This is a genomic window from Pseudomonas sp. MF6776, assembly GCF_016613125.1.
Classification (GTDB): domain Bacteria; phylum Pseudomonadota; class Gammaproteobacteria; order Pseudomonadales; family Pseudomonadaceae; genus Aquipseudomonas; species Aquipseudomonas iridis.
In genome coordinates, this window is record NZ_JAENSQ010000004.1 from 26118 (window position 1) to 47895 (window position 21778).

General features: G+C 58.0%; 20 protein-coding genes, 5 tRNA genes and 1 riboswitch. Of the genes, 6 read left to right on the forward strand and 19 right to left on the reverse strand.

Going from position 1 to position 21778, the window contains the following annotated elements:
• Positions 1-69 precede the first annotated feature (69 nt).
• On the forward strand, positions 70-1419 hold the full coding sequence (locus JJD74_RS05575) for a lysozyme inhibitor LprI family protein (protein WP_200612094.1): 1350 nt from the start codon (positions 70-72) through the stop codon (positions 1417-1419).
• A 68-nt stretch (positions 1420-1487) separates the two neighbouring features.
• Here the strand turns inward: JJD74_RS05575 and JJD74_RS05580 are convergent, their stop codons facing one another.
• Positions 1488-1874, reverse strand: coding sequence for a c-type cytochrome (locus tag JJD74_RS05580; RefSeq protein ID WP_042560531.1), 387 nt, complete (start codon positions 1872-1874; stop codon positions 1488-1490).
• A 139-nt stretch (positions 1875-2013) separates the two neighbouring features.
• Positions 2014-2090, reverse strand: a tRNA-Arg gene (locus tag JJD74_RS05585).
• 285 nt (positions 2091-2375) lie between these two features.
• Here JJD74_RS05585 and JJD74_RS05590 point away from each other — a divergent pair.
• Entirely contained in the window at positions 2376-2612 is a 237-nt protein-coding gene (locus tag JJD74_RS05590; protein ID WP_200612097.1) for a hypothetical protein, read from the forward strand.
• A gap of 20 nt (positions 2613-2632) precedes the next feature.
• Entirely contained in the window at positions 2633-2812 is a 180-nt protein-coding gene (locus JJD74_RS05595; protein WP_042560533.1) for a PA3371 family protein, read from the forward strand.
• On the opposite strand, the gene phnN is transcribed toward JJD74_RS05595, so the two are convergent.
• Positions 2787-3356: a phosphonate metabolism protein/1,5-bisphosphokinase (PRPP-forming) PhnN gene (gene phnN, locus JJD74_RS05600; protein WP_042562179.1), complete on the reverse strand. Its 570-nt coding sequence runs from the start codon at positions 3354-3356 to the stop codon at positions 2787-2789. The two genes, JJD74_RS05595 and phnN, sit on opposite strands and share 26 nt — an antisense overlap.
• Positions 3357-3744: 388 nt before the next feature.
• Between phnN and JJD74_RS05605 the strand changes: the two genes are divergently transcribed.
• Positions 3745-4071: an Arc family DNA-binding protein gene (locus JJD74_RS05605; RefSeq protein WP_003178899.1), complete on the forward strand. Its 327-nt coding sequence runs from the start codon at positions 3745-3747 to the stop codon at positions 4069-4071.
• Positions 4072-4192: 121 nt separating this feature from the next.
• Here JJD74_RS05605 and mgtE read toward each other — a convergent pair whose 3' ends face one another.
• Positions 4193-5635 carry a magnesium transporter gene (gene mgtE, locus JJD74_RS05610; RefSeq protein ID WP_042560534.1) on the reverse strand — a complete coding sequence of 481 codons (1443 nt, stop codon included), beginning with the start codon at positions 5633-5635 and terminating at the stop codon, positions 4193-4195.
• A 321-nt stretch (positions 5636-5956) separates the two neighbouring features.
• Here mgtE and JJD74_RS05615 point away from each other — a divergent pair, with 321 nt between their 5' ends.
• Positions 5957-6475: a cell envelope protein SmpA gene (locus tag JJD74_RS05615; protein ID WP_200612100.1), complete on the forward strand. Its 519-nt coding sequence runs from the start codon at positions 5957-5959 to the stop codon at positions 6473-6475.
• 19 nt (positions 6476-6494) lie between these two features.
• On the opposite strand, the gene JJD74_RS05620 is transcribed toward JJD74_RS05615, so the two are convergent.
• From JJD74_RS05620 to ltaE, 8 genes are all read right to left on the reverse strand, one after another.
• Positions 6495-6571, reverse strand: a tRNA-Arg gene (locus JJD74_RS05620).
• Between the two features lie 72 nt (positions 6572-6643).
• Positions 6644-6720 (reverse strand) — tRNA-Arg (locus JJD74_RS05625).
• Positions 6721-6791: 71 nt separating this feature from the next.
• Positions 6792-6868: transfer RNA gene (locus JJD74_RS05630), tRNA-Arg, on the reverse strand.
• Between the two features lie 107 nt (positions 6869-6975).
• Positions 6976-7066: transfer RNA gene (locus JJD74_RS05635), tRNA-Ser, on the reverse strand.
• 62 nt (positions 7067-7128) lie between these two features.
• Positions 7129-7317: a carbon storage regulator CsrA gene (gene csrA, locus JJD74_RS05640; protein WP_002554426.1), complete on the reverse strand. Its 189-nt coding sequence runs from the start codon at positions 7315-7317 to the stop codon at positions 7129-7131.
• A gap of 187 nt (positions 7318-7504) precedes the next feature.
• Complete coding sequence (locus JJD74_RS05645; protein WP_042560536.1) at positions 7505-8746, reverse strand: aspartate kinase; 1242 nt, start codon at positions 8744-8746, stop codon at positions 7505-7507.
• Between the two features lie 90 nt (positions 8747-8836).
• Entirely contained in the window at positions 8837-11455 is a 2619-nt protein-coding gene (gene alaS / locus JJD74_RS05650) for an alanine--tRNA ligase (RefSeq protein ID WP_042560537.1), read from the reverse strand.
• A 146-nt stretch (positions 11456-11601) separates the two neighbouring features.
• Complete coding sequence (gene ltaE, locus JJD74_RS05655; RefSeq protein ID WP_200612110.1) at positions 11602-12606, reverse strand: low-specificity L-threonine aldolase; 1005 nt, start codon at positions 12604-12606, stop codon at positions 11602-11604.
• Between the two features lie 198 nt (positions 12607-12804).
• Positions 12805-12977: riboswitch (FMN riboswitch) on the forward strand.
• Between the two features lie 103 nt (positions 12978-13080).
• Between ltaE and JJD74_RS05660 the strand changes: the two genes are divergently transcribed.
• Positions 13081-13590, forward strand: coding sequence for a 6,7-dimethyl-8-ribityllumazine synthase (locus JJD74_RS05660; RefSeq protein ID WP_115146184.1), 510 nt, complete (start codon positions 13081-13083; stop codon positions 13588-13590).
• A gap of 140 nt (positions 13591-13730) precedes the next feature.
• Here JJD74_RS05660 and astE read toward each other — a convergent pair whose 3' ends face one another.
• The 7 genes from astE to JJD74_RS05695 form a co-directional block, all read right to left on the reverse strand.
• Positions 13731-14741: a succinylglutamate desuccinylase gene (astE, locus tag JJD74_RS05665; RefSeq protein WP_047302694.1), complete on the reverse strand. Its 1011-nt coding sequence runs from the start codon at positions 14739-14741 to the stop codon at positions 13731-13733.
• 12 nt (positions 14742-14753) lie between these two features.
• Positions 14754-15044 carry a topoisomerase II gene (locus JJD74_RS05670; RefSeq protein WP_200612112.1) on the reverse strand — a complete coding sequence of 97 codons (291 nt, stop codon included), beginning with the start codon at positions 15042-15044 and terminating at the stop codon, positions 14754-14756.
• A gap of 57 nt (positions 15045-15101) precedes the next feature.
• A complete protein-coding gene (gene astB, locus JJD74_RS05675; RefSeq protein ID WP_042560542.1) occupies positions 15102-16448 on the reverse strand; it encodes an N-succinylarginine dihydrolase in 1347 nt (448 codons plus the stop codon).
• A 142-nt stretch (positions 16449-16590) separates the two neighbouring features.
• The gene (gene astD, locus JJD74_RS05680) at positions 16591-18060 is read right to left on the reverse strand and encodes a succinylglutamate-semialdehyde dehydrogenase (RefSeq protein WP_200612504.1); all 1470 of its coding nucleotides are present in this window, start codon (positions 18058-18060) and stop codon (positions 16591-16593) included.
• Complete coding sequence (gene astA / locus JJD74_RS05685; RefSeq protein ID WP_042560544.1) at positions 18057-19082, reverse strand: arginine N-succinyltransferase; 1026 nt, start codon at positions 19080-19082, stop codon at positions 18057-18059. Before astA ends, astD begins: the two co-directional genes overlap by 4 nt.
• 52 nt (positions 19083-19134) lie before the next feature.
• Positions 19135-20154 (reverse strand): arginine/ornithine succinyltransferase subunit alpha, encoded by a 1020-nt coding sequence (gene aruF / locus JJD74_RS05690; RefSeq protein WP_042560545.1) that lies wholly within the window; start codon positions 20152-20154, stop codon positions 19135-19137.
• A gap of 202 nt (positions 20155-20356) precedes the next feature.
• The gene (locus tag JJD74_RS05695) at positions 20357-21577 is read right to left on the reverse strand and encodes an aspartate aminotransferase family protein (protein WP_047302712.1); all 1221 of its coding nucleotides are present in this window, start codon (positions 21575-21577) and stop codon (positions 20357-20359) included.
• Between the last annotated feature and the right edge of the window lie 201 nt (positions 21578-21778).

Below are 21778 nucleotides of genomic sequence, written 5' to 3' on the forward strand. Positions count from 1 at the left end.
GTGCTACAACATTCCTCGCACTGCGATTACTCTGCGCACCTGCACAACTTCCACTACAAGGCTTACTTCGTGTACATCAAAGGACGCTACATCGTGTCCGCCTGTGCGCTGCTGTTTCTCCAGCAGGCAATGGCGAACGCAATGGACTGCAGCAAAGCGGCGAATGCCGTTGAAAACACTATCTGCGCGAATAAAGGTTTGTATGAACTGGATGCGCAGATGGGGACGGTTTATCGGGGGTTGATGAAGGCTTCTATCGAGGCACGACCCGAGCTCAAGCGTACTCAGCGGCTTTGGTTGAAAGCGCGCAACGGATGCGTTGAAGACGTTACATGCCTGGATCAGCACTATCGCGAGCGCCTGCAAGTGCTTAATGCAACATGGCGAGTGGCGACGGCCTATCAACCGAATGACCTCGATAGCCAAGCGCTGAAAGATCTGCAAGAGAAGATTCAGGCCGCCATCAAACATGATCCCGAGTTTGCTCTGGAACGGGCACTTGCAGCGCTTGCTGTTAAAACGCCCTCCGGCGGATTTTCCGGCGAGCCCAGCGAAGACGATTCTTCGATAACGCACTTTCCGACATCGCGACCAAAAGGCGTTTCTGTAAATGAATGGCGAGCGCTGACCGCTTCCAAAATCAGTGAAGCCGCCGAAACCGGCCTGACCTCTTACACTCTGCAAGATCTGGATGGCGACGGGCAGCGCGATCTGATTGTGAACACCTATGCAGGGGGCACCGGTCTGTTCACTTACGTGGAGACCTGGCGCCGCGATGGTGAACACTTCGTCAAACGATCGGTTGAGGCAGAAAGCTCGCTGTTCTCCATCAACGATCGCGGCGCCAACCAATCGGTGGACTGGATAAGCCTGCGCGGCAAAACATATGCGGCTTACCGAGACAGCGAGTACGGCGCTGACAGGCTCTACTTACTTAACCCGCTGAAAATCAACGTACAGGTACCTACGGTAACGGTTCGTTATCGCTACGACCTGGACGCACCAAGCCTCCAACACCTGGACGATGGCAAGAGCACGTTTGAATTGGAACCCGATTTGCGCCGAACGCTTAATCAAGCGCTGGCCAGCGCAGATAAAACCGTTGCCAATCCAAAAGAGCCGCTCTGCCCTATTCCGCCAACCGGACCCGGCGAAAACGACTACTACAGCTACGGCCCGGCGTCCTACTACATCGAAAAGGTGGCAGACCTGCCTGTCGTCATTGCCAATGACTGTTATATCGGCGCGTTGATCAACTGGTTCGGCAGTTACAGCGAAAAGAATGGTTTGTTCGCACAACTCGCATTGCGCAAGCCGGACGCTGATGGTGATGTGCGCAGTTACGAAGTTTACGGACGGCGACACATAACTGAAGTCAGCACCTCAATTGGCAAAGCCGACGGTGGCGCGGCGAATTAATCCGCAGTCTTGCGAGCATGAAAAAGCCCACGCAGTTAATACTGCGCGGGGCTTTGTTTCATCTGAAATCATCGGCTCTTCGAAATCACACCACTCATGTACTGATTCAAATCGCGAAAATCCTTAACCGTCCAAACGTGCGGCGCCAGTTTTACACCATTCTCTTGCAAGGTCCGTGGGATCAAATCCCCGTTTGGGCGAAGAATTATTGAGGACACGATAACGCCCGGATAAGCCTTCAGTCGTTGTTTGAAAGCGGATGTTGTCAGATCAGGCGTGGGTGGGTTGCTTCTATCAGCCAATGGCCCTGTTGCTTTGAGATCTGTCCCGTGGCACATGGCGCACCGCTGGGAATAGAGGTTCTTCCCGCTGACATCATCTGCAAAGGACCGCGACGGTTGCATCAGCGATAAACATCCAAGCGAAACGATGAAGAGTATTTTCACGCCATCCATTGGCAACATCCTTAAACCGTGAATACGAAAAAGCCCCTTCCAGATCATTCTGAAAGGGGCTTTATTTTATCCTGCTGCTGCCGCGCTGCTATCGCAGGGAACGCGGCTGGCAGAGGAGTGGCCAGAAGGCCTGAATATATGGTGTCCCAGGGCAGGTTCGAACTGCCAACCTTCCCCTTAGGAGGGGGATGCTCTATCCAATTGAGCTACTGAGACACTGAGTTGTCGCTGCGCGACGGACGGCGTGCATGTTAACGGCCGGGCCCCGATTTGTCATGTCATCCGTAGGGCTTTTTGAGTGTAGGCAGGCGCCTCGCAATGTTGCGGGAAGCTTTACCGTGCATTTTGCACTACTGCAAAATGCCAGCATTGCAGATTGCAACCCGCAACATCCGACAAACCCGCTCAAATCCTTGTTTTTAAAGGACTTAACAGCGGTTAGACTGTTGGCACGACGGCTGCTTTGTCTGTTCCATAGAAGAACAACCGGAGCACCGTCCCATGAACAGCACTCTCTTGCTTGCAAACGCAATTGCATTCGCGGTTTTGATGGGTTTTCACTTCATCCCGGAGCGAGCTGCGCCAGAATCGATGGCTCAACGCATGCCGCATTACTTGCAGGTGCAAAAAGCGCCGCAGTTAGCGGTGTTGAGCGATCAGCACAGTGTCGTCCCACAGACGGTCAGCGAGCCTGAGCAGGCATTGCCAGCTCACGCTACCGAACGTCTGGTTTTTTGAAATATCTTCAGGAGTACAGCATGTCCAAGTCAGCTGCAGGATTTCTGATCCTCGCCTTAGTCAGTGGCGTTTTGCATTTTTCGCTGTTCGAGGAAACCGAAATCACCCTGCCTCTGGTTGGCTGTGGCGTATTTGCGGTGTTGTTCGTATTGGCACTGGTGGCCGGGCGCAAATTCAAGTTTGATCCGGTTCTGCGCTGAGTCGGACCAAGTCCAGTAAATGGCTGACCGCGTCAGCCAGGTCACCCGAGTTGTCTATCAGGTAAACAACCTCGTCAGTTGATCGCCTGTCCTTGAACAGAGCGTTGCGGGCAAGCCTCGCATCAATTTGCTCAGACGTCTCACGACCACGTCTGAGCAGACGCTCACGCAATACCTCATCCTTGACTGTCAGCAAAACCGGTAACAGCGTCGGATAGCACTCCAGGGCTTGCCGAAGGTTGGCGCGAGAGCCGTTTACCAGCACGTGCCGCCCATCCTTGAGCCATTGATCCATTTGTGCAGGAATGCCATAGGCAAGGCCATTTGCCTGCCACGCCAGGGAAAAGTCTCCTGCGCGCTGACGTCTCTCGAACTCTTGCGGCGTCACGCCAATCGCATCCTCGCCTACCGATTCGGCCGATCGCGTTATCACCCGGCGTATCACTTCGCAGCCGAGCGCGCGCAATGGCTCACGTGCAGCCTCAATCAAGCTGTCTTTGCCGGAACCGGACGGTCCCATCAGATAAATAAGCCTGCCATCCATCTCGAAAACGCCCTCCGGCATGCTTCAGCGCTAGTAAATCGGCAAAATGCCACTATCCTGTATAGATAAGGGACAAGGATCGAAAGCCACATAGCATGCACCGTCTGACGTCTTTGGACATCAACTGGTGTGCGTCAGGAAGCGAGCAGCAATGCGACTCAGGACAAAGTTTTCAAACCAGTCCGCATTTCTGATAATTGGTGCTGGCATTAAGCCTTTATCCGGATCAATATTTGTCACAGAATTGACGCCAATGATCCGGCAATTTTGAGGCATGATGCGGGCCTCTTAACAATTCAGGTTGAACCATTTGGCGCAAATGCGTGTCCTACCACACATCCTGCGGCCAATCCCGAGAACCGCTCCCCTGAACTAACCGGTTAAATATATGCGCCCATTGAAACAGGCAATTTATTCCAGCCGTACGGCTGACAAGTTTGTCGTACGTCTGCCAGACGGAATGCGTGAACGCATTGCCGAGGTGGCTCGCAATCATCATCGCAGCATGAACTCTGAAATCATTGCGCGCCTTGAGCAGAGTCTTATTCAGGAAGGTGCATTGGGCGAAGAACTGAGCATGCGCCTGGACAGCCCTGAGCTGTCGTTGCACGAACGCGAACTGCTGCAACGCTTCCGCCAGCTGTCTCACCGCCAACAGAACGCACTGGTGTCCTTGATTGCACACGACGCCGAAATGGCCGCAGACGCGTCCTGAGCCCTATCGAACATCTCAAGCCAGCGTTATTGCTGGCTTTTTTTTGCCCGGAATTTGGCTTGGCAGTTTTCGCAGACATAAAAAAGCCCGCCAATTTAGCGGGCTGTTTAATTGCAGCAGATCAGAGCAGGAAGATTGTTGCCAGCCCCAGGAAAATGAAGAAGCCGCCACTGTCCGTTACTGCAGTGATCATCACACTCGCACCCATTGCGGGGTCGCGGCCCATCTTCGCCAAGGTCATGGGAATTAATACACCCATGAGTGCAGCGAGCAACAGATTGAGCGTCATCGCCGCCGTCATCACCACGCCCAGCGACCAACTGCCATAAAGCAGGTAAGCGACTACGCCAATCACCCCACCCCAGACCAGGCCGTTGATCAGCCCGACTGCCAACTCTTTACGCATCAACCGTGAAGTGTTGCCGGTGCTCACCTGATCCAGCGCCATGGCTCGCACAATCATGGTGATCGTCTGATTACCCGAGTTGCCGCCGATACCCGCCACAATCGGCATCAGCGCCGCGAGCGCTACCAGCTTCTCGATCGAGCCTTCGAACAAACCAATCACTCGAGAGGCGACGAACGCGGTGATCAAGTTGATCGCCAACCATGCCCAACGGTTGCGCAGTGATTTCCACACGGAGGCGAAGATGTCTTCCTCTTCACGCAGACCAGCCATGTTGAGAACTTCGCTTTCGCTCTCTTCACGAATCAGGTCGACCATCTCGTCGATGGTCAGACGACCGATCAGCTTGCCGGTCTTGTCGACCACAGGGGCGGAGATCAAGTCGTAACGTTCGAACGCCTGTGCGGCGTCGTAGGCGTCTTCGTCGGGGTGGAAACTCACCGGATCGCTGGCCATCACCTCGGCAACCTGCTTTTCCGGATCATTGACCAGCAATCGCTTGATCGGAAGCACGCCTTTGAGCACGCCGTCGTAATCGACCACGAACAGCTTGTCAGTATGCCCCGGCAGCTCCTTTAGACGGCGCAGGTACCGCAGAACCACTTCAAGGCTGACATCCTCACGGATAGTCACCATCTCGAAGTCCATCAGCGCACCGACCTGATCCTCGTCATAAGACAGGGCCGAACGCACACGCTCGCGCTGCTGGTTATCCAGGCTCTCCATCAGCCCATGAACGACGTCTCGCGGCAGCTCGGAGGCCAGGTCAGCAAGTTCGTCGGCGTCCATGTCCTTGGCGGCGGCCAGGAGCTCGTGATCGTCCATGTCGGCGATCAGCGTTTCACGGACGGAATCGGATACTTCGAGAAGAATGTCGCCGTCGCGATCGGCCTTGACCAGCTGCCAAAGCGTAAGACGATCGTCCAGCGGCAAGGCTTCAAGTATGTAGGCGACGTCGGCGGAGTGCAGATCATCGAGCTTGCGTTGCAGCTCGACCAGATTTTGCCGGTGAACCAGGTTTTCCACCCGGTCGTGATGCGCGCCTTCCTGGCGGTGAGTCAGGTCTTCGACGACCCGTTGGCGCTGCAGCAACTCGACGACCTGAGCCAGGCGGTCCTGCAGGCTTTCCTGTGTTTTCTTTACTTCGATTTCAGACATAGGCGAACTCCACTCCCAGCAGCGGGGCACGCCGGAAGGATCAATCAGTCAATTCATGATTGGAAAAACGGGGTACTGAGTAGCTACTGGGTAAGTCCATGGAGGTTTTCCATAAGCCCCGGCGGGGCTGACGGGCGCAATGATACACCGCCTAACGGTTTAACACGCTAAAAAATCGTGGCTGAAACAAGCGCTTGCGAGACAAACCTGAGCGCCATCCTGATCCATGTAAGTGCGACGACTCATCCTGAAAAGAAAACACACCGGCAGGGAAGATTGTAGCGACTACCCTTGAACGGAGATCGTCATGGAGGACGTCGAATGCCATCGAAAACATCCCTTTTTGTACTGACCAGCCTGCTCTTCCTACCGCCTGCCGGCGCTGCAACCAGCCTCCATCGCTGCGAAGCCCCCGACGGCAGCATCACGTTCACGTCGATGAGTTGCGCGAACGGTGAAAAACTTTCAGTTCAGGAGGTTAACCCCTACCTCCCCGGATCAGTCGTGGCAATCATGCCGGAGCACAACCACGAAGAAATATCCGGTATGAAAAACAGGGGCCGCGAACCGGGCATCGTTGGCCACACACAAGACAAATGCGGAAATCTGATCGACGCCAGACAACGCCGCGAAGCAATCATCAATCGACGCGTGATTGCCGGCATGAGTCAGCAGGATGTAGAAAGCGCGCTCGGCAAACCGGACAAGGTGAATATTCGGACGTCGACGACAAGCTATCGATACGACCTCAAACGAGGCCGAAGTGCTCAAGTCGATTTTGATGAGAGAGGCTGCGTGAAGGCAAAAGCCAAATCCCGGACAGCAAAAAGCCCGCGTTAAACGCGGGCTTTTCGGTATATGGTGCACTCGACAGGATTCGAACCTGTGACCGCTCGGTTCGTAGCCGAGTACTCTATCCAGCTGAGCTACGAGTGCATTTTGTGTTTTTAGACCAGACCACAACTGGCTGAAACCAAGTTACTTACATTGCTGCAACTAACTCTTAAATGGTGCACTCGACAGGATTCGAACCTGTGACCGCTCGGTTCGTAGCCGAGTACTCTATCCAGCTGAGCTACGAGTGCATTTGTGTTTTTTAGACCAGATCACACCTGGTTGAAGCAAGTCACTTACATTGCTGTAACTGACTCTTAAATGGTGCACTCGACAGGATTCGAACCTGTGACCGCTCGGTTCGTAGCCGAGTACTCTATCCAGCTGAGCTACGAGTGCATTTGTTGCGCCGCATTATAGCCCGTCTAATCTCTATTCCAACCACTTTTTCTAGTAATTTCAACAACTTACCGAAAAAGCCAGATTACGACGTACTAAGCAAATAATGGCGGAGAACGGGGGATTCGAACCCCCGACACCCTTTTGAGGTGTACTCCCTTAGCAGGGGAGCGCCTTCGGCCACTCGGCCAGCTCTCCGCAACACGGGGCGTATATTAACCAGCTTCTTCCCCGTTTGCAAACATAAAAATCGATAAAAATTAATGGCTTGGTTCTTCGTCCTTCTCTTTCTTTATACGCAGGTAAATTTCTTCACGGTGCACGGCAACCTCTTTCGGGGCGTTGACGCCGATACGCACTTGATTTCCTTTAACGCCGAGCACGGTCACGGTGATTTCGCCATCACCGATAATCAGGCTTTCTGCGCACCGACGAGTCAGAATCAACATACCTTTCTCCTTACGCAATTCAGTTCAGGGACAACAGTCTGCAAAAAAAAGGCACCCGACCTACAACCAGAGCGATCGTAGCCCTACATGCCTGAGTATTGACCAGCGCGAGCAAAAGAACAGATCAGGGCTCGCGCCATTCAAAAAATAAAGGGCGCGGTCAGACCGCGCCCTTCAAGAAGCGGAATTACTCGCCCTGGCGGGCCGGAGCATCCAGTTCGAAAGCCGTGTGCAGGGCGCGCACGGCCAGTTCCAGGTACTTCTCTTCAATTACCACGGAAACCTTGATTTCCGACGTCGAGATCATCTGGATGTTGATGCTTTCTTTCGCCAGCGATTCGAACATGCGGCTGGCCACACCTGCGTGGGAACGCATGCCGACGCCAACGATCGAGACCTTGGCAATCTTGATGTCGCCAACCACTTCACGGGCACCGATCTCGCGAGCGGTGTTTTCCAGCACGGTCTGTGCGGCCTGGAAGTCATTGCGGTGCACGGTGAAGGTGAAGTCGGTGGTGTTATCGTGCGCAACGTTCTGCACGATCATGTCGACTTCGATGTTCGCGGCACTGATCGGGCCGAGAATCTTGAACGCCACACCCGGGGTGTCTGGCACGCCACGGATGGTCAGCTTGGCTTCATCGCGATTGAAAGCGATGCCGGAAATGATCGGCTGTTCCATGGTTTCCTCTTCATCAATAGTAATGAGGGTGCCCGGACCCTCTTTGAAGCTGTGCAGTACGCGCAGCGGTACGTTGTACTTGCCGGCGAATTCCACCGCACGGATCTGCAACACCTTGGAACCGAGGCTGGCCATTTCCAGCATCTCTTCGAAGGTGATCTTGTCCAGACGCTGAGCGACCGGCACGACACGCGGGTCGGTGGTGTAGACACCATCGACATCGGTGTAGATCTGGCATTCATCGGCTTTCAGCGCTGCAGCCAATGCCACGCCGGTGGTGTCCGAACCGCCACGCCCCAGCGTGGTGATATTGCCGTGCTCGTCGACACCCTGGAATCCGGCGACAACAACAACGCGGCCTGCCTTCAGATCACCGCGAATCTTCTGGTCATCAATCTGCAAGATACGCGCTTTATTGTGTGCGCTGTCGGTCAGGATCCGCACCTGATTACCGGTGTACGACACCGCCGGCACACCGCGCTTGATCAGCGCCATGGCCAACAGGGCAATCGTCACCTGCTCACCGGTGGAGACAATCACGTCCAACTCACGCGGAACCGGTTGACCGTCACCACTGATTTGCTTGGCCAGATCGATCAGACGGTTGGTTTCGCCGCTCATTGCAGACAGCACAACCACCAGGTCATCGCCGGCATCACGGAACTTCTTAACCTTGTCGGCGACCTGCTCGATTCTCTCGACAGTACCGACCGAGGTGCCTCCAAATTTCTGTACGATCAAAGCCATTTCAAAGCCGCCTCAGCCCATGAAGGGCGCCCAATAATTTCTCGAACAGCCACCGGACCCGCCACTAGACTGCGGGCCCGGCGGGCCGTCTTATAAACCCTGCTCGACGAATGGGACGGTCAGCGCCAGTGCGCCATCCAGCGCGCCGGCGTCGACACCGCCGCCCTGCGCCATGTCCGGACGACCACCGCCCTTCCCGCCCACTGCCGCAGCAGCCTGTTTCATCAAATCACCGGCTTTGAGTTGGCCAGTCAGGTCCTTGGTTACGCCTGCAACCAGAACGACCTTTTCCTCATGGACACTGCCGAGCAGGATCACTGCGCGGCCGAGTTTGTTTTTCAGCTGATCGACCAGCGCCAGCAGCGCCTTGGCGTCCTGACCGTCGAGACGCACGGCCAATACCTTCACGCCTTTGACATCCAGTGCCGAAGCCGACAGATCGTCGCCCGCAGCGCTGGCAGCCTTGGCCTGCAACTGCTCGAGTTGCTTCTCCAGCAGACGGTTGCGCTCCAGCACAGCCGACAGCTTGTCGATCAGATTGTCACGGCTGCCCTTGACCAGGCTGGCCGCTTCCTTGAGTTGTTCTTCCGCAGCGTTCAAGTAGGCCAGTGCGGCTGCACCGGTGACTGCCTCGATACGACGCACGCCCGATGCCACACCGCCTTCGCTGATGATTTTCAGCAGGCCGATGTCGCCGGTACGGTTGGCGTGGATACCGCCACACAGCTCGACGGAGAAATTGCCGCCCATGCTCAGCACGCGCACGTTGTCGCCGTATTTCTCGCCGAACAGCGCCATCGCACCTTTATTCTTGGCGGTTTCGATGTCGGTTTCTTCAGTTTCAACTGCGGAGTTCTTGCGAATCTCGGCGTTGACGATGTCTTCCAGTGCTTTTATCTGCTCAGGCTTGATCGCTTCAAAGTGGCTGAAGTCGAAGCGCAGGCGCTGACTGTCGACCAATGAGCCTTTCTGTTGAACGTGTTCGCCCAGCACCTGACGCAATGCGGCGTGCAGCAAGTGCGTCGCCGAGTGGTTGAGCGCAGTGGCGTGACGCACTTCGGCATCAACATGGGTTTCAACCGGCGCGCCGATGATCAGGCTGCCCGACGCCAACACGCCGTGGTGCAGGAACGCGCCGCCAGTCTTGGTGGTGTCGCGCACATCGAAACGTGCGTTGCCGGCCTGAAGGAAACCGCAGTCGCCGATCTGGCCGCCGGATTCGGCGTAGAAAGGCGTCTGATTGAGAACGATCACGCCCTCTTCGCCTTCACTCAGTACGTCGACCGACTGGCCTTCTTTATAGATGGCCACGATTTTGGCCGAACCGCTGGTGGCGGCGTAGCCGGTGAACTCGGTGGCCACGTCAACTTTAACCAACGTGTTGTAGTCCAGACCGAACGAGCTGGCCGAACGTGCACGGACGCGCTGAGCTTCCATTTCACGCTCGAAGCCGGCTTCGTCGACGGTCAGGCTGCGCTCGCGGGCGATGTCCGCGGTCAGGTCCATCGGGAAACCGTAGGTGTCGTAGAGCTTGAACACCACGTCGCCCGGCACTACGGTGCCTTTGAGTTCCAGCAGATCCTGTTCGAGAATCTTCAGGCCGTGCTCCAGAGTCTTGGAGAACTGCTCTTCTTCGGCCTTGAGGACGCGCTCGATGTTGCTCTGCTGCTTCTTCAGTTCAGGGAACGCTTCGCCCATTTCGGCAACCAGCGCCGCGACAATCTTGTAGAAGAAGCTGCCGGTGGCGCCCAGTTTGTTGCCGTGACGGCAGGCGCGACGGATGATCCGGCGCAGCACGTAGCCGCGACCTTCGTTGGACGGCAGCACGCCGTCGGCAATCAGGAAACCGCACGAACGGATGTGGTCGGAAACAACTTTCAGCGAAGACTGATCGCCATTTTCGCAGCCTATCGCTTCAGCCGAAGCCTTTAGCAGGTTCTTGAACAGGTCAATGTCGTAGTTGGAATTGACGTGCTGCATCACCGCACTGATCCGCTCCAGGCCCATGCCGGTATCGACCGACGGCGCTGGCAACGGATGCAACACGCCATCGGCGGTGCGGTTGAACTGCATGAACACGTTGTTCCAGATCTCGATGTAACGGTCGCCGTCTTCTTCCGGCGAACCCGGTGGGCCGCCCCAGATGTGGTCGCCGTGATCGTAGAAAATCTCGGTGCAAGGGCCGCATGGGCCGGTATCACCCATGGTCCAGAAGTTGTCGGACGCGTAAGGCGCGCCTTTGTTGTCGCCGATGCGGATCATGCGCTCGACCGGCACACCGATTTCCTGGGTCCAGATGTCATACGCTTCGTCGTCCGAGGCGTAGACGGTGACCCAGAGTTTTTCCTTCGGCAATTGCAGCACGCCGGTCAGGAAAGTCCACGCGAAGGTGATCGCGTCTTTCTTGAAATAGTCACCGAAGCTGAAGTTGCCGAGCATTTCGAAGAACGTGTGGTGACGAGCGGTATAACCGACGTTTTCCAGGTCGCTGTTCTTGCCACCGGCACGCACGCATTTCTGGCTGCTGGTTGCACGGGTGTACGCACGTTTTTCCTGGCCCAGGAAGCAGTCCTTGAACTGGTTCATCCCCGCGTTAGTGAACAGCAGGGTTGGGTCGTTGCCCGGAATCAAAGAGCTGGAGGCTACACGGGTGTGGCCTTGCTCTTCGAAGAAGCGAAGGAAGGCTTCACGGATTTCTGCGCTTTTCATTAGGTTCTTCCACGGAGGCTGCGGCCAAAGGCCTGTTCGAAACGTCAACAGACGAAGCGACGGCAAAGGGCCGCATTATATCGGCCCTGCGCGCGGGGTACAGCGTGTTTATACGATAGAAACGGTCAATTGGACGGGTAACGCTGTCACTTGCGTGAAAACTCGACGAATGTCGCGATCACTCGTTCGATTTGCGAGTGATTGACGTCCATGTGCGTGACCATGCGCAGACGTGCCGCGGCGCTCAATTTGATCCCGCGCTCGGCGGCAAATGCCTTGAACGCTTCAGCTTTGTCGCCCATCTGCACATAAACCATATTGGTCTGCACCTGCTCGACGCTGAAACCGGCGCTACGCACGCCTTCGGCGAGAAATTGCGCGTTGGCGTGATCCTCGGCCAGACGCTCGACGTTGTGATCCAGCGCATACAGCCCCGCCGCCGCCAGCAATCCGGCCTGACGCATGCCGCCGCCGACCATTTTGCGCAGGCGCCGAGCCTTGCCGATCAGCTCGACCGAACCACATAACACCGAGCCAACCGGCGCGCCAAGGCCTTTGGACAGGCACACCGACACTGAGTCGAAGTGCTGGGTGATTTCCAGGGCATCAACGCCCAATTTGACCGCCGCGTTATACAGGCGCGCGCCGTCCAGGTGCAGTTGCAGACCGTTGTCCTGGGTGAATTTACGCGCGCGGGCCAGATACTCCAGGGGCAACACTTTACCTTGCATGGTGTTTTCCAGCGCCAGCAGCCGGGTCCGGGCGAAGTGGAAGTCATCAGGCTTGATCGCCGCCGCGACCTGCGCAAGATCCAGCGAACCGTCAGCCTGAACTTCCAGCGGCTGCGGCTGAATCGAACCGAGCACTGCCGCACCGCCGCCCTCGTACTTATAGGTGTGCGCCTGTTGGCCGACGATGTATTCGTCACCGCGCTCGCAATGCGCCATCAACCCCAGCAGGTTGCTCATAGTGCCCGTCGGCACAAACAACGCAGCAGCGAAACCCAGCCGTTTTGCCAGTTCCGCTTCCAGACGATTGACCGTCGGATCTTCGCCATAAACGTCGTCACCGGTATCTGCCGCGGTCATCGCGTCGAGCATGGCGGGGGTCGGTTGGGTGACGGTGTCGCTGCGAAGATCGATAACGCTCATGAACCTGGCCTCAAGTCAGCAGGGGAAATCCCTTTACGAAGGTGAATTACTGCGGTCATCGCCTCGATTAATCAACCCTTGGCGCAGGAAAACACCACGAGAGCGTTTAAAAAACTCGATAACAATCATCAGATAGGCGCAATGCACGGACTCACAATCTGTGTTAAAAACGCTGCGTCGCCCAAAAAGGGGCGGCAAAAACGTTCTCAGGGCGGGGTGCAATTCCCCACCGGCGGTAATTGCGCGCAATGCGCATAGCCCGCGAGCGCTTGGCGACGAACACGGTTTTGACCGGTGGTCGACGGCAAGGTCAGCAGACCCGGTGTGATCCCGGGGCCGACGGTCATAGTCCGGATGAAGAGAGAACGGGATTAACGCCAGAGGGCCGTCCGCGTGCATTCGTGCCAGCGTGCGCACCCTTGAATCCCTTTCGATTCATAACGCCCTGTTTTTCACACAAACAGGAGTCAGAACATGCAACCCACCGCTATCGACAGCAAAAGCAAACACCCTCACGGCGAGCGCGTCGCGTTCATCCAGGCCTGCTGGCACAAGGAAATCGTTGACCAGAGCCGTAAAGGCTTTGTCACCGAAATGCTTGCCCAGGGGTATCAGGAATCGGACATCGACTTCTTTGAAGTCGGCGGTGCCTTTGAAATGCCCCTGCACGCCAAGCTGCTGGCCAAAACCGGTCGCTATGCCGGTATCGTTGCGGCAGCCCTGGTGGTGGACGGCGGGATCTATCGTCATGAGTTCGTCGCCCAGTCGGTCGTCAGCGGCCTGATGCAGGTTCAGCTGGAAACCGAAGTGCCGGTGTTCTCGGTGTCTCTCACCCCGCACCACTTCCATGCCGGCGAAGAACATCAGAAGTTCTTCTTCGAGCACTTTGTGCACAAGGGTCAGGAAGCGGCGAAGACGTGTGCGGATACACTGCAAAAGGTTCGTGCGCTGCGCCGTAGCGAGCCGCGCGCTCTGGCGGTGTAACGTCGGTCCTCACTGAAATCAAATGTGGGAGCGAGCCTGCTCGCGAAGACGGACTGTCAGCCAACGATTAATTGACTGATGGATCGCTTTCGCGAGCAGGCTCGCTCCCACATCGGTTTGTGCTGATTTAGAGATCGTTATCAGGCGAGGTTTTCGTCAGTGGCCGGGACGATCAGGATGCCAGCGCGCAAGCCGTTCTTGACCTTGGGATTGGGAAAGATGATCCGCGCGCCCGGCTCTTCGATGATCCAGCGGGTATTGGCCAGATCCTCAGCCAGTACATAACCCACTTCCAGCTCCGAAAAGTTTTCAACGTCCGCCGGCAGGTTCAGGCGGAACGCGTCGCTGTGCTTGATGATTTCCCGCGACACGCTAAACAACTGCAAACCGTCCAATTCTTGCGTGGTCTGCTCCGGTTCGTTGCCTTCGATGATCTGTTTCAGACGCGTTTCCAGCAACGATACGTTGACCCCGTCGTTCTGCCCGAACGGCCGCGCCTTGCCCAGTTCCAGCGTGAAAGACTCGGCACCGAGCTTGTCGTAGGTGTACGAGCTGAACACGATCGATGGCTTGTTTTGCAGCAACACCGCCTCCATCCCGGCCGCGCGCAGACGCGCCAGTTCGAGACGTGAATGCTGGCGACCTTCCTTCCACGGATACAAGGCGAACTGCTCGATCTTCGAGCCACGAATCGCTGTGTGCAGGTCGTAGTGCAAACGCTGGCGATCCGGCTGACTGAAGAAAACCGCCGCCAACCGCTCCAGCTCACAGGCACGCAGCGCTTCGCTGCCGCTGCTTTGCTCGTGACGGCCGTTGAACAGCCGATTGACGTCCTGTTCGATAAAGCGCTCGCCTTTGCGAATCGCCTCGGGGTTGCCGAACAGGAACAGAATGCGTGCGCGCGGCTTCAGATCGCCGCGAGCGATGTCATGCAGCAGCCGATCAAGCAACTCGATCGGCGCTGTTTCGTTGCCATGGATGCCTGCCGAGAGCAGCAGATCCAGGCCATTGTCGCGAGCTTCGGGAGGCCGGACTTCCAGCGCGCCCTCGCTCAACCAGCGCATGCGCACGCCTTCGACAGTCAGTTGAGTCTTCTCCGCCGGTTCGCGGCCGGCGAGGGTCAGTTCAAGCAGTTTGCCGAGAGCGAGCATAGAGCGGTTTCCTTAGTGGTCGTGGTTGCAATCCGGGCCGTGCACGTGATCTTCGTCGTCGCCGACTTCGGCCGGTTCCATTTCCAGTTGCAGACTTACCAGATTAGTCGCCAATGGGCGCAACAGCAGGTTGGCGTACTCGGCATCGCCTTCTTCGACGTCTACGCCGATCAACAGCTGGCCTCGGCCGTCCTGCTGGATCCACAGCTCTTTGCCTTGCCACATGACCGCGACGCGGGTGCAGGAAGTTTCCAGTTGCTTGCCGTCGGTGTCTTCAAGGATCAGCCGCAGGGAATCGCTCATGTTTTTACTCTCTTGTGAAGACAAGCCGCGCGCCGCGTTCAGGCGACGCGCCGGCCATCAATTGATCTGGAATGGATAAACCGCGCCCAGTTTAAGGATTTGCGTCAGTTCATCCAGTGCCGTCCGGCATTCAAGCAGCAATTGCGGGTCCGCCAGATCAGTTTCGCTCAGGCGGTCGCGGTAGTGCTTTTCAACCCATGCGGTCAACGAACCGTACAACGGGGCCGTCATGATAACCCCTGGGTTGACCGCCGCCAGTTCGGTTTCGTTGAGCGCGACGCGCAGTCGCAGGCACGCCGGGCCACCGCCGTTCTGCATGCTCTGCTTGAGGTCGAACACCTTCACTTCGCGGATCAGGCCGCCGGAGCTGGTCAGGCCTTGCAGGTAATTCCACACGCGCTCGTTGGCCTGGCACTCTTGCGGCACGATCAACAGCATCGAGCCATCAGGACGCGACAGCAGCTGACTGTTGAACAGGTACGAACGCACCGCGTCATCCACGGTTACCGCCGAACGCGGCACACAGATCGACTGGAAATTGCCGCCGACCCTGGCGAGCTTGCCTTGCAACTCGGCCAGCATCTGCTCGGTGTCGAGGAACGCGTCCTCGTGATAGAACAGTGCTTCGCCGTTACCCACCGCAATCACGTCGTTATGGAAAACGCCCTGATCGATCACGCCAGGATTCTGCTGCGCGTAAACCACGCCTTCGTCACGCAGACCGTGCAGACGCGCAACAGCTTGCGACGCTTCCAGAGTCTGGCGCGCCGGGTACTTCTGCGGCGCCGGGTAGCGGTTGTCGAAGGCACTGCGACCGAACACGAAAAACTCGACACCGGCTTCACCGTATTCACGGCAGAAACGCGTGTGGTTGGCCGCGCCTTCGTCACCGAACTGCGCCACTGCCGGCAGCGCCGCGTGATGGGCGAAGTGCTGCTGATTGGCGAACATCGCGCCGAGTACGCGGCTGGTGGTCGGGTGCTCGATGCTGCGGTGGTACTTGCAGTTGAGGTTGGCGGCGGTGAAATGCACACGACCGTCAGCGGTATCGGCGCTCGGGCTGACGGTGGCGGCGTTGGCCACCCACATGCTCGATGCCGAGCAACTGGCAACCAGCAGCGGCATCGCTTCTTTGGCGGCACGCTCGATCACCTGAGCGTCGGTGCCACTGAAACCCAGACGGCGCAGTGCGGCCACGTCCGGACGTTCCTGCGGTGCCAGTACGCCTTGCTGAAAGCCCATTTCCATCAACGCTTTCATTTTTGCCAGACCTTGCAGCGCGGCTTCCTTCGGGTTCGAGGATTGCTGGCTGTTGCTCTGGGACGCGACGTTGCCGTAGGACAGACCGCCGTAGTTATGAGTCGGCCCCACTAGACCGTCAAAATTGACTTCATAGGATTTCATCAGCGAGGCTCCACGAGAATCTGTTGTTATAGGCTTCAGTAACTAACTGTTCAGTGCGACCGAGGCGCGGCCTTCGCGAGCAGGCTCGCTCCCACAGGGAAATGCATTCCAATGTGGGAGCGAGCCTGCTCGCGAATAGGCATCACGCCATCTTCACGCCGGGTGTCAGGGTGGCAGGCATCACCAGGCTCGGCGTTTCCAGCGACGCCACCGGGTACGCGCAATAATCTGCCGCGTAGTAGGCGCTGGCGCGATGGTTGCCAGAGGCACCCACACCGCCGAACGGTGCGCTGCTCGCAGCGCCCGTCAGTTGCTTGTTCCAGTTGACGATACCGGCACGGCTTTCCAGCCAGAACTGCTGATACCGATCTTCAGAATCCGACAACAAACCTGCGGCCAAGCCGTAAGCGGTGTCGTTTGCTTCGCTGATTGCCGCTGCGAAATCGGCGTAACGAATCACTTGCAGCAACGGGCCGAACAGTTCTTCGTCCGGACGCTCGGCAACCGCGGTCACATCAACAATGCCCGGCGTCAGCAGTGCGGCTTGCGCTTGCGGCTGAGTCATTTCCAGCAGCGATACGGCACCGTTGGCCAGCAAATGTTCTTGAGCATCCATCAGCGCTTTCGCAGCACCCAAGGAAATCACCGAACCCATGAAAGGCGCTGGTTGCTGATCGAATGCACCGACTTCAATGGTCGCACTCACTTCAACCAGTCGCTTGAGCAGGCTGTCGCCCCACGCGCCTTGCGGCACCAGCAGACGACGGGCGCAGGTGCAGCGCTGGCCGGCAGAAATGAACGCCGACTGAATGATCGTGTAAACCGCCGCATCCAGATCAGCAACCTGATCGACCACCAGCGGATTGTTGCCACCCATTTCCAGAGCCAGAATCTTGTCCGGACGTCCGGCAAATTGCTGGTGCAGATGATTGCCGGTACGGCTCGAACCGGTGAAGAACAGACCGTCGATACCGGCATTCGCGGCCAGCGCGATGCCGGTTTCGCGAGCGCCTTGCAGCAGGTTCAACACGCCTGCGGGCAGGCCGGCTTCGATCCAGCACTTGACCGTCAGCTCGGCGACTTTCGGCGTCAATTCGCTTGGCTTGAACAGCACGCTGTTACCGGCCAGCAGCGCCGGCACGATGTGGCCGTTCGGCAAGTGACCCGGGAAGTTGTAGGGGCCGAACACCGCCACCACGCCGTGCGGCTTGTGGCGCAACACGGCGGTGGCGTCGCCCAATGGGCCGCTCTTCTCGCCTGTGCGTTCGCGGTAGCTCTGCACCGAAATCGCGATCTTGTTGACCATGCTGGTGACTTCGGTCGCGGCTTCCCACAACGGTTTGCCGGTCTCTTCACCGATGGTGCGAGCCAGTTCGTCAGCGTGGTTTTTCAGCGCGGCGGCAAAGGCTTCAAGAACGCTGATGCGCTCCTCCAGCGTACGACGCGCCCAACCCGGAAACGCCTGACGCGCAGCCTGCACCGCCGACTCAACCTGAGCGGCGGTAGCGCCCTCCCCCGACCACAGCACTTGCTGGGTCACCGGGTTCAGCGATTGAAAGGCTTCGCCCTGACCGGCCAGCCACTCACCTGCGATGTATAGCGAATTCATTATTTCGACTCCCGAGCAGCGGACAACGCCACGGCGCGAACCTGGTCGCCTGCGTTAAGTTGAAGACGTTTGGCAGTCTGCGAATCGACCACCAGCGTGCCGGCAGCCAAACGGGCCGGCGCGGCAGTGATGCGGCAATCTTCGCGTTTGCGGTTATGGATGATGAACGGCGTAGCGTCATCGCCCGGCGTACCAATGGCCAGCACCAACGCTTCGCTGTCACGCACCGCGCGGATCTTGCTGGTCTCGCATTCAATCCCCGGGCCGGCGTCGAAGATGTCGACGTAACCCTGGTAGCTGAAGCCTTCGCTCTTGAGCATCGCCAGCGCCGGTTCGGTGTCCGGGTGAACCTGGCCGATCACACTGCGCGCGTCTTCCGACAGGAAGCAGGTGTACAGAGGGAATTTCGGCATCAGTTCAGCAATGAATGCCTTGTTGCCGACACCGGTGAGGTAATCGGCCTGGCTGAATTCCATCTTGAAGAAGTGACGCCCCAGGCTTTCCCAGAACGGCGAACGGCCGGCTTCATCGGACACGCCGCGCATCTCGGCAATGATCTTGTTACCGAACAGCTCCGGGAACTCGGCGATGAACAGCATCCGCGCCTTGGACAGCATGCGACCGTTGAGGCCGTTGCGGTAATCGGCGTGCAGGAACAGCGAGCACAGCTCGGAATTGCCGGTCAGGTCGTTGGCCAGGAACAGCGTCGGAATCTCGCGATAGATGTTCAGCTCTTGCGAAGCGCTGACGGTCAGGCCGACACGGAAGTTGTACCAGGGCTCACGCAGACCGACCGCGCCGGCAATGGCGGAAATCCCCACCACGCGACCGTCGTCGTCTTCGAGCACGAACAGGTAGTCCGCATCGCCACGGCCGGCTTCGCCGCGAAAGGTCTTCTCGGCCCAGCCAACCCGGTGGGTCAGGCGCTCTTCGTTGGCCGGCAACGTGGTCAGGCCGGTGCCGGTGCTGCGGGCCAGGTCGATCAGCGCGTCTAAATCGCTGCTGCGTACGGGACGAACAATCATGCTATCTCCTCAAACGGGCCGCCTGCGGCCACCCGTAAAACTCGCTAAGGCGTTAAACCGCCACCAGGCGCACGCTGGCACCTTCACCGACGCCCAGGGCTTCGGCCGCTTCCAGATCCAGAGTCACCGGTTTGCCCGGCGCGTAATCCAGCTCGAGCAACACGGCGCGGTAATCCTGCAGCTGCGCGTTAGCCACCAGATACTGACGCCCGGCACCTTTGACCGGCTCGCCGATCTTTACCGGCACGACGCGGCTCTGGGCGATCGAACGGATCCCCGAAACGCGCGCATGCAGGGTCGGGCCACCGTCGAAGATGTCGATGTAGTGATCGGTCTCGAAGCCTTCGCGCATCAGGATGTCGAAGGTGATCTGCGCACGCGGGTGCACCTGGCCCATCGCCTCTTGGGCGGAATCCGGCAGCAGCGGCACGTAGATCGGGTAATGCGGCATCAGTTCGGCGAGGAACGTACGGCTTTTCAGGCCACACAGGCGTTCAGCCGCAGCGTAGTTGAGGTCGAAGAAGTTGCGACCGATGGCATCCCAGAATGGCGAGTCGCCATTCTCATCGCTGTAACCGACGATCTCGGTCACCACCGAATCGGCGAAACGCTCCGGGTGGCTGGCAACGAACAGCAAGCGACCACGGGAGTTGAGCTCCGACCACGGCGACCCGACCAACTCGCGCTGCACGTAAAAACTGGTCAGCAAGCTGTTACCGGTCAGGTCGTGGCACTGCGAAAGCACGTGGATCTTGTTGTGAATCTTCAGCTCGCGGGAAGCGTGGACGAAGGTTTCGTTGCGAAAGCTGTAGAACGGTTCCGAATAACCGGCCGAAGCAACGATGGCCGAGCAGCCGACCAGTTTGCCGGTGGCGGTGTCTTCGAGAACGAAGAAGTAACTCTCTTCACCGTTGAAGCTCACTTCGGCAGAGAACGAGGCTTCGCTCGCCGCGATCTTGTCGCTCAGACGTTCCACGTCATCCGGCAAGGAAGTGACACCAATCGGGCTGTCCGCAGCCAGACGCTGTACCTCGCCCAGATCAGCCATTTGCGCGGGGCGCATCACCAGCATGGTGTCACTCCTTTCTCTTAAAATTTACTGAAAAAAACACCGGATATTGTGGGAGCGAGCCTGCTCGCGAAAGCGGTCTATCTGTCAGCAAAAATGTTGACTGACACGCCCTCTTCGCGAGCAGGCTCGCTCCCACAATGGAATTCGCCCGGTATCAAAAATTTTGATCGACGCCCGAGAAGTTCGGGCGCCGAAGGGTCTATCAGGCTTGCGTCAACTTCGCTGCGGCACGTTCAAAGCGGTCGAGACCGGCATCGATATCGGCATCTTCCACCACCAGACTCGGGGCGAAACGGATCACGTCCGGGCCGGCTTGCAGAATCATCAGGCCTTCTTGTTCAGCGGCGTTGAAGATGTCCTTGGCCTTGCCTTTCCAGGCATCGCTCAGCACGCAACCGATCAACAGACCGAGGCCACGCACCTGAGTGAACAGGCCGTACTTCTCGCCGATCTGCTGCAGACGGGTCTTGAACTTGTCGTGCTTGGCATTGACGCCGTTCAGCACCTCAGGGGTGTTGATCACGTCGATCACCGCTTCTGCCACCGCGCACGCCAGCGGGTTGCCGCCGTAAGTGGTGCCGTGGGTGCCGACGACCAGATGTTTGGCCAACGCTTCGGTGGTCAACATCGCTGCGATCGGGAAACCGCCGCCCAGGCTCTTGGCGCTGGTCAGGATGTCCGGGGTCACGCCGTAATGCTGGTAGGCGAACAGCTTGCCGCTACGGCCCATGCCGGTTTGCACTTCGTCGAACACCAGCAGCGCGTCATTCGCATCGCACAACTCGCGCGCACCTTGCAGATAAGCCAACTCGGCCGGCAGCACGCCGCCCTCGCCCTGAATCGGTTCCAGCACGACCGCACAGGTCTTGTCGGAAACGGCGGCTTTGAGGGCAGCCAGATCGTTGTACGGAACGTGGGTAATACCGGTGATTTTCGGACCGAAACCGTCGGAGTACTTCGACTGGCCACCGACGTTGACGGTGAACAGGGTACGGCCGTGGAAGCTGTTCAGCGCAGCAATGATTTCGTATTTCTCGCTGCCAAAACGGTCGAATGCAACACGACGGGCCAGCTTGAACGCGGCCTCGTTGGCTTCAGCGCCGGAGTTGCAGAAGAACACGCGCTCGGCGAACGTGGCGTCGATCAGCTTGTGCGCCAGGCGCAGGGCTGGCTCGTTAGTGAACACGTTGGAAACGTGCCACAGCTTGTTCGCTTGCTCGGTCAAGGCACCGACCAGCGCCGGATGCGCATGACCCAATACGTTGACGGCGATACCGCCGGCGAAGTCGATCAGCTCGCGGCCGGCCTGATCCCAGACGCGGGAACCGGCGCCACGCACCGGAATGAAAGCGGCAGGCGCGTAGTTGGGAACCATAACCTGGTCGAAATCGGCGCGTTGTACCGCAGCGTGCTCAACGGACATCGGAGTCTCCTGATGAGGGCCACCCGCCGGAAACTGGCGAGCGATGGGGGGATTGTAAGGACAGTTATCGGCCCGGCCTTGCCGCCAGGCGACAACTTCTTATAGCGCCAACCCCGGATTTTTCCGGGTTTACGGCAATGCGACAAATAACGTCGCAAAGGCGCAGTTTAAACTGCCGCCGCCGATTTGCGGCAGGCCCGT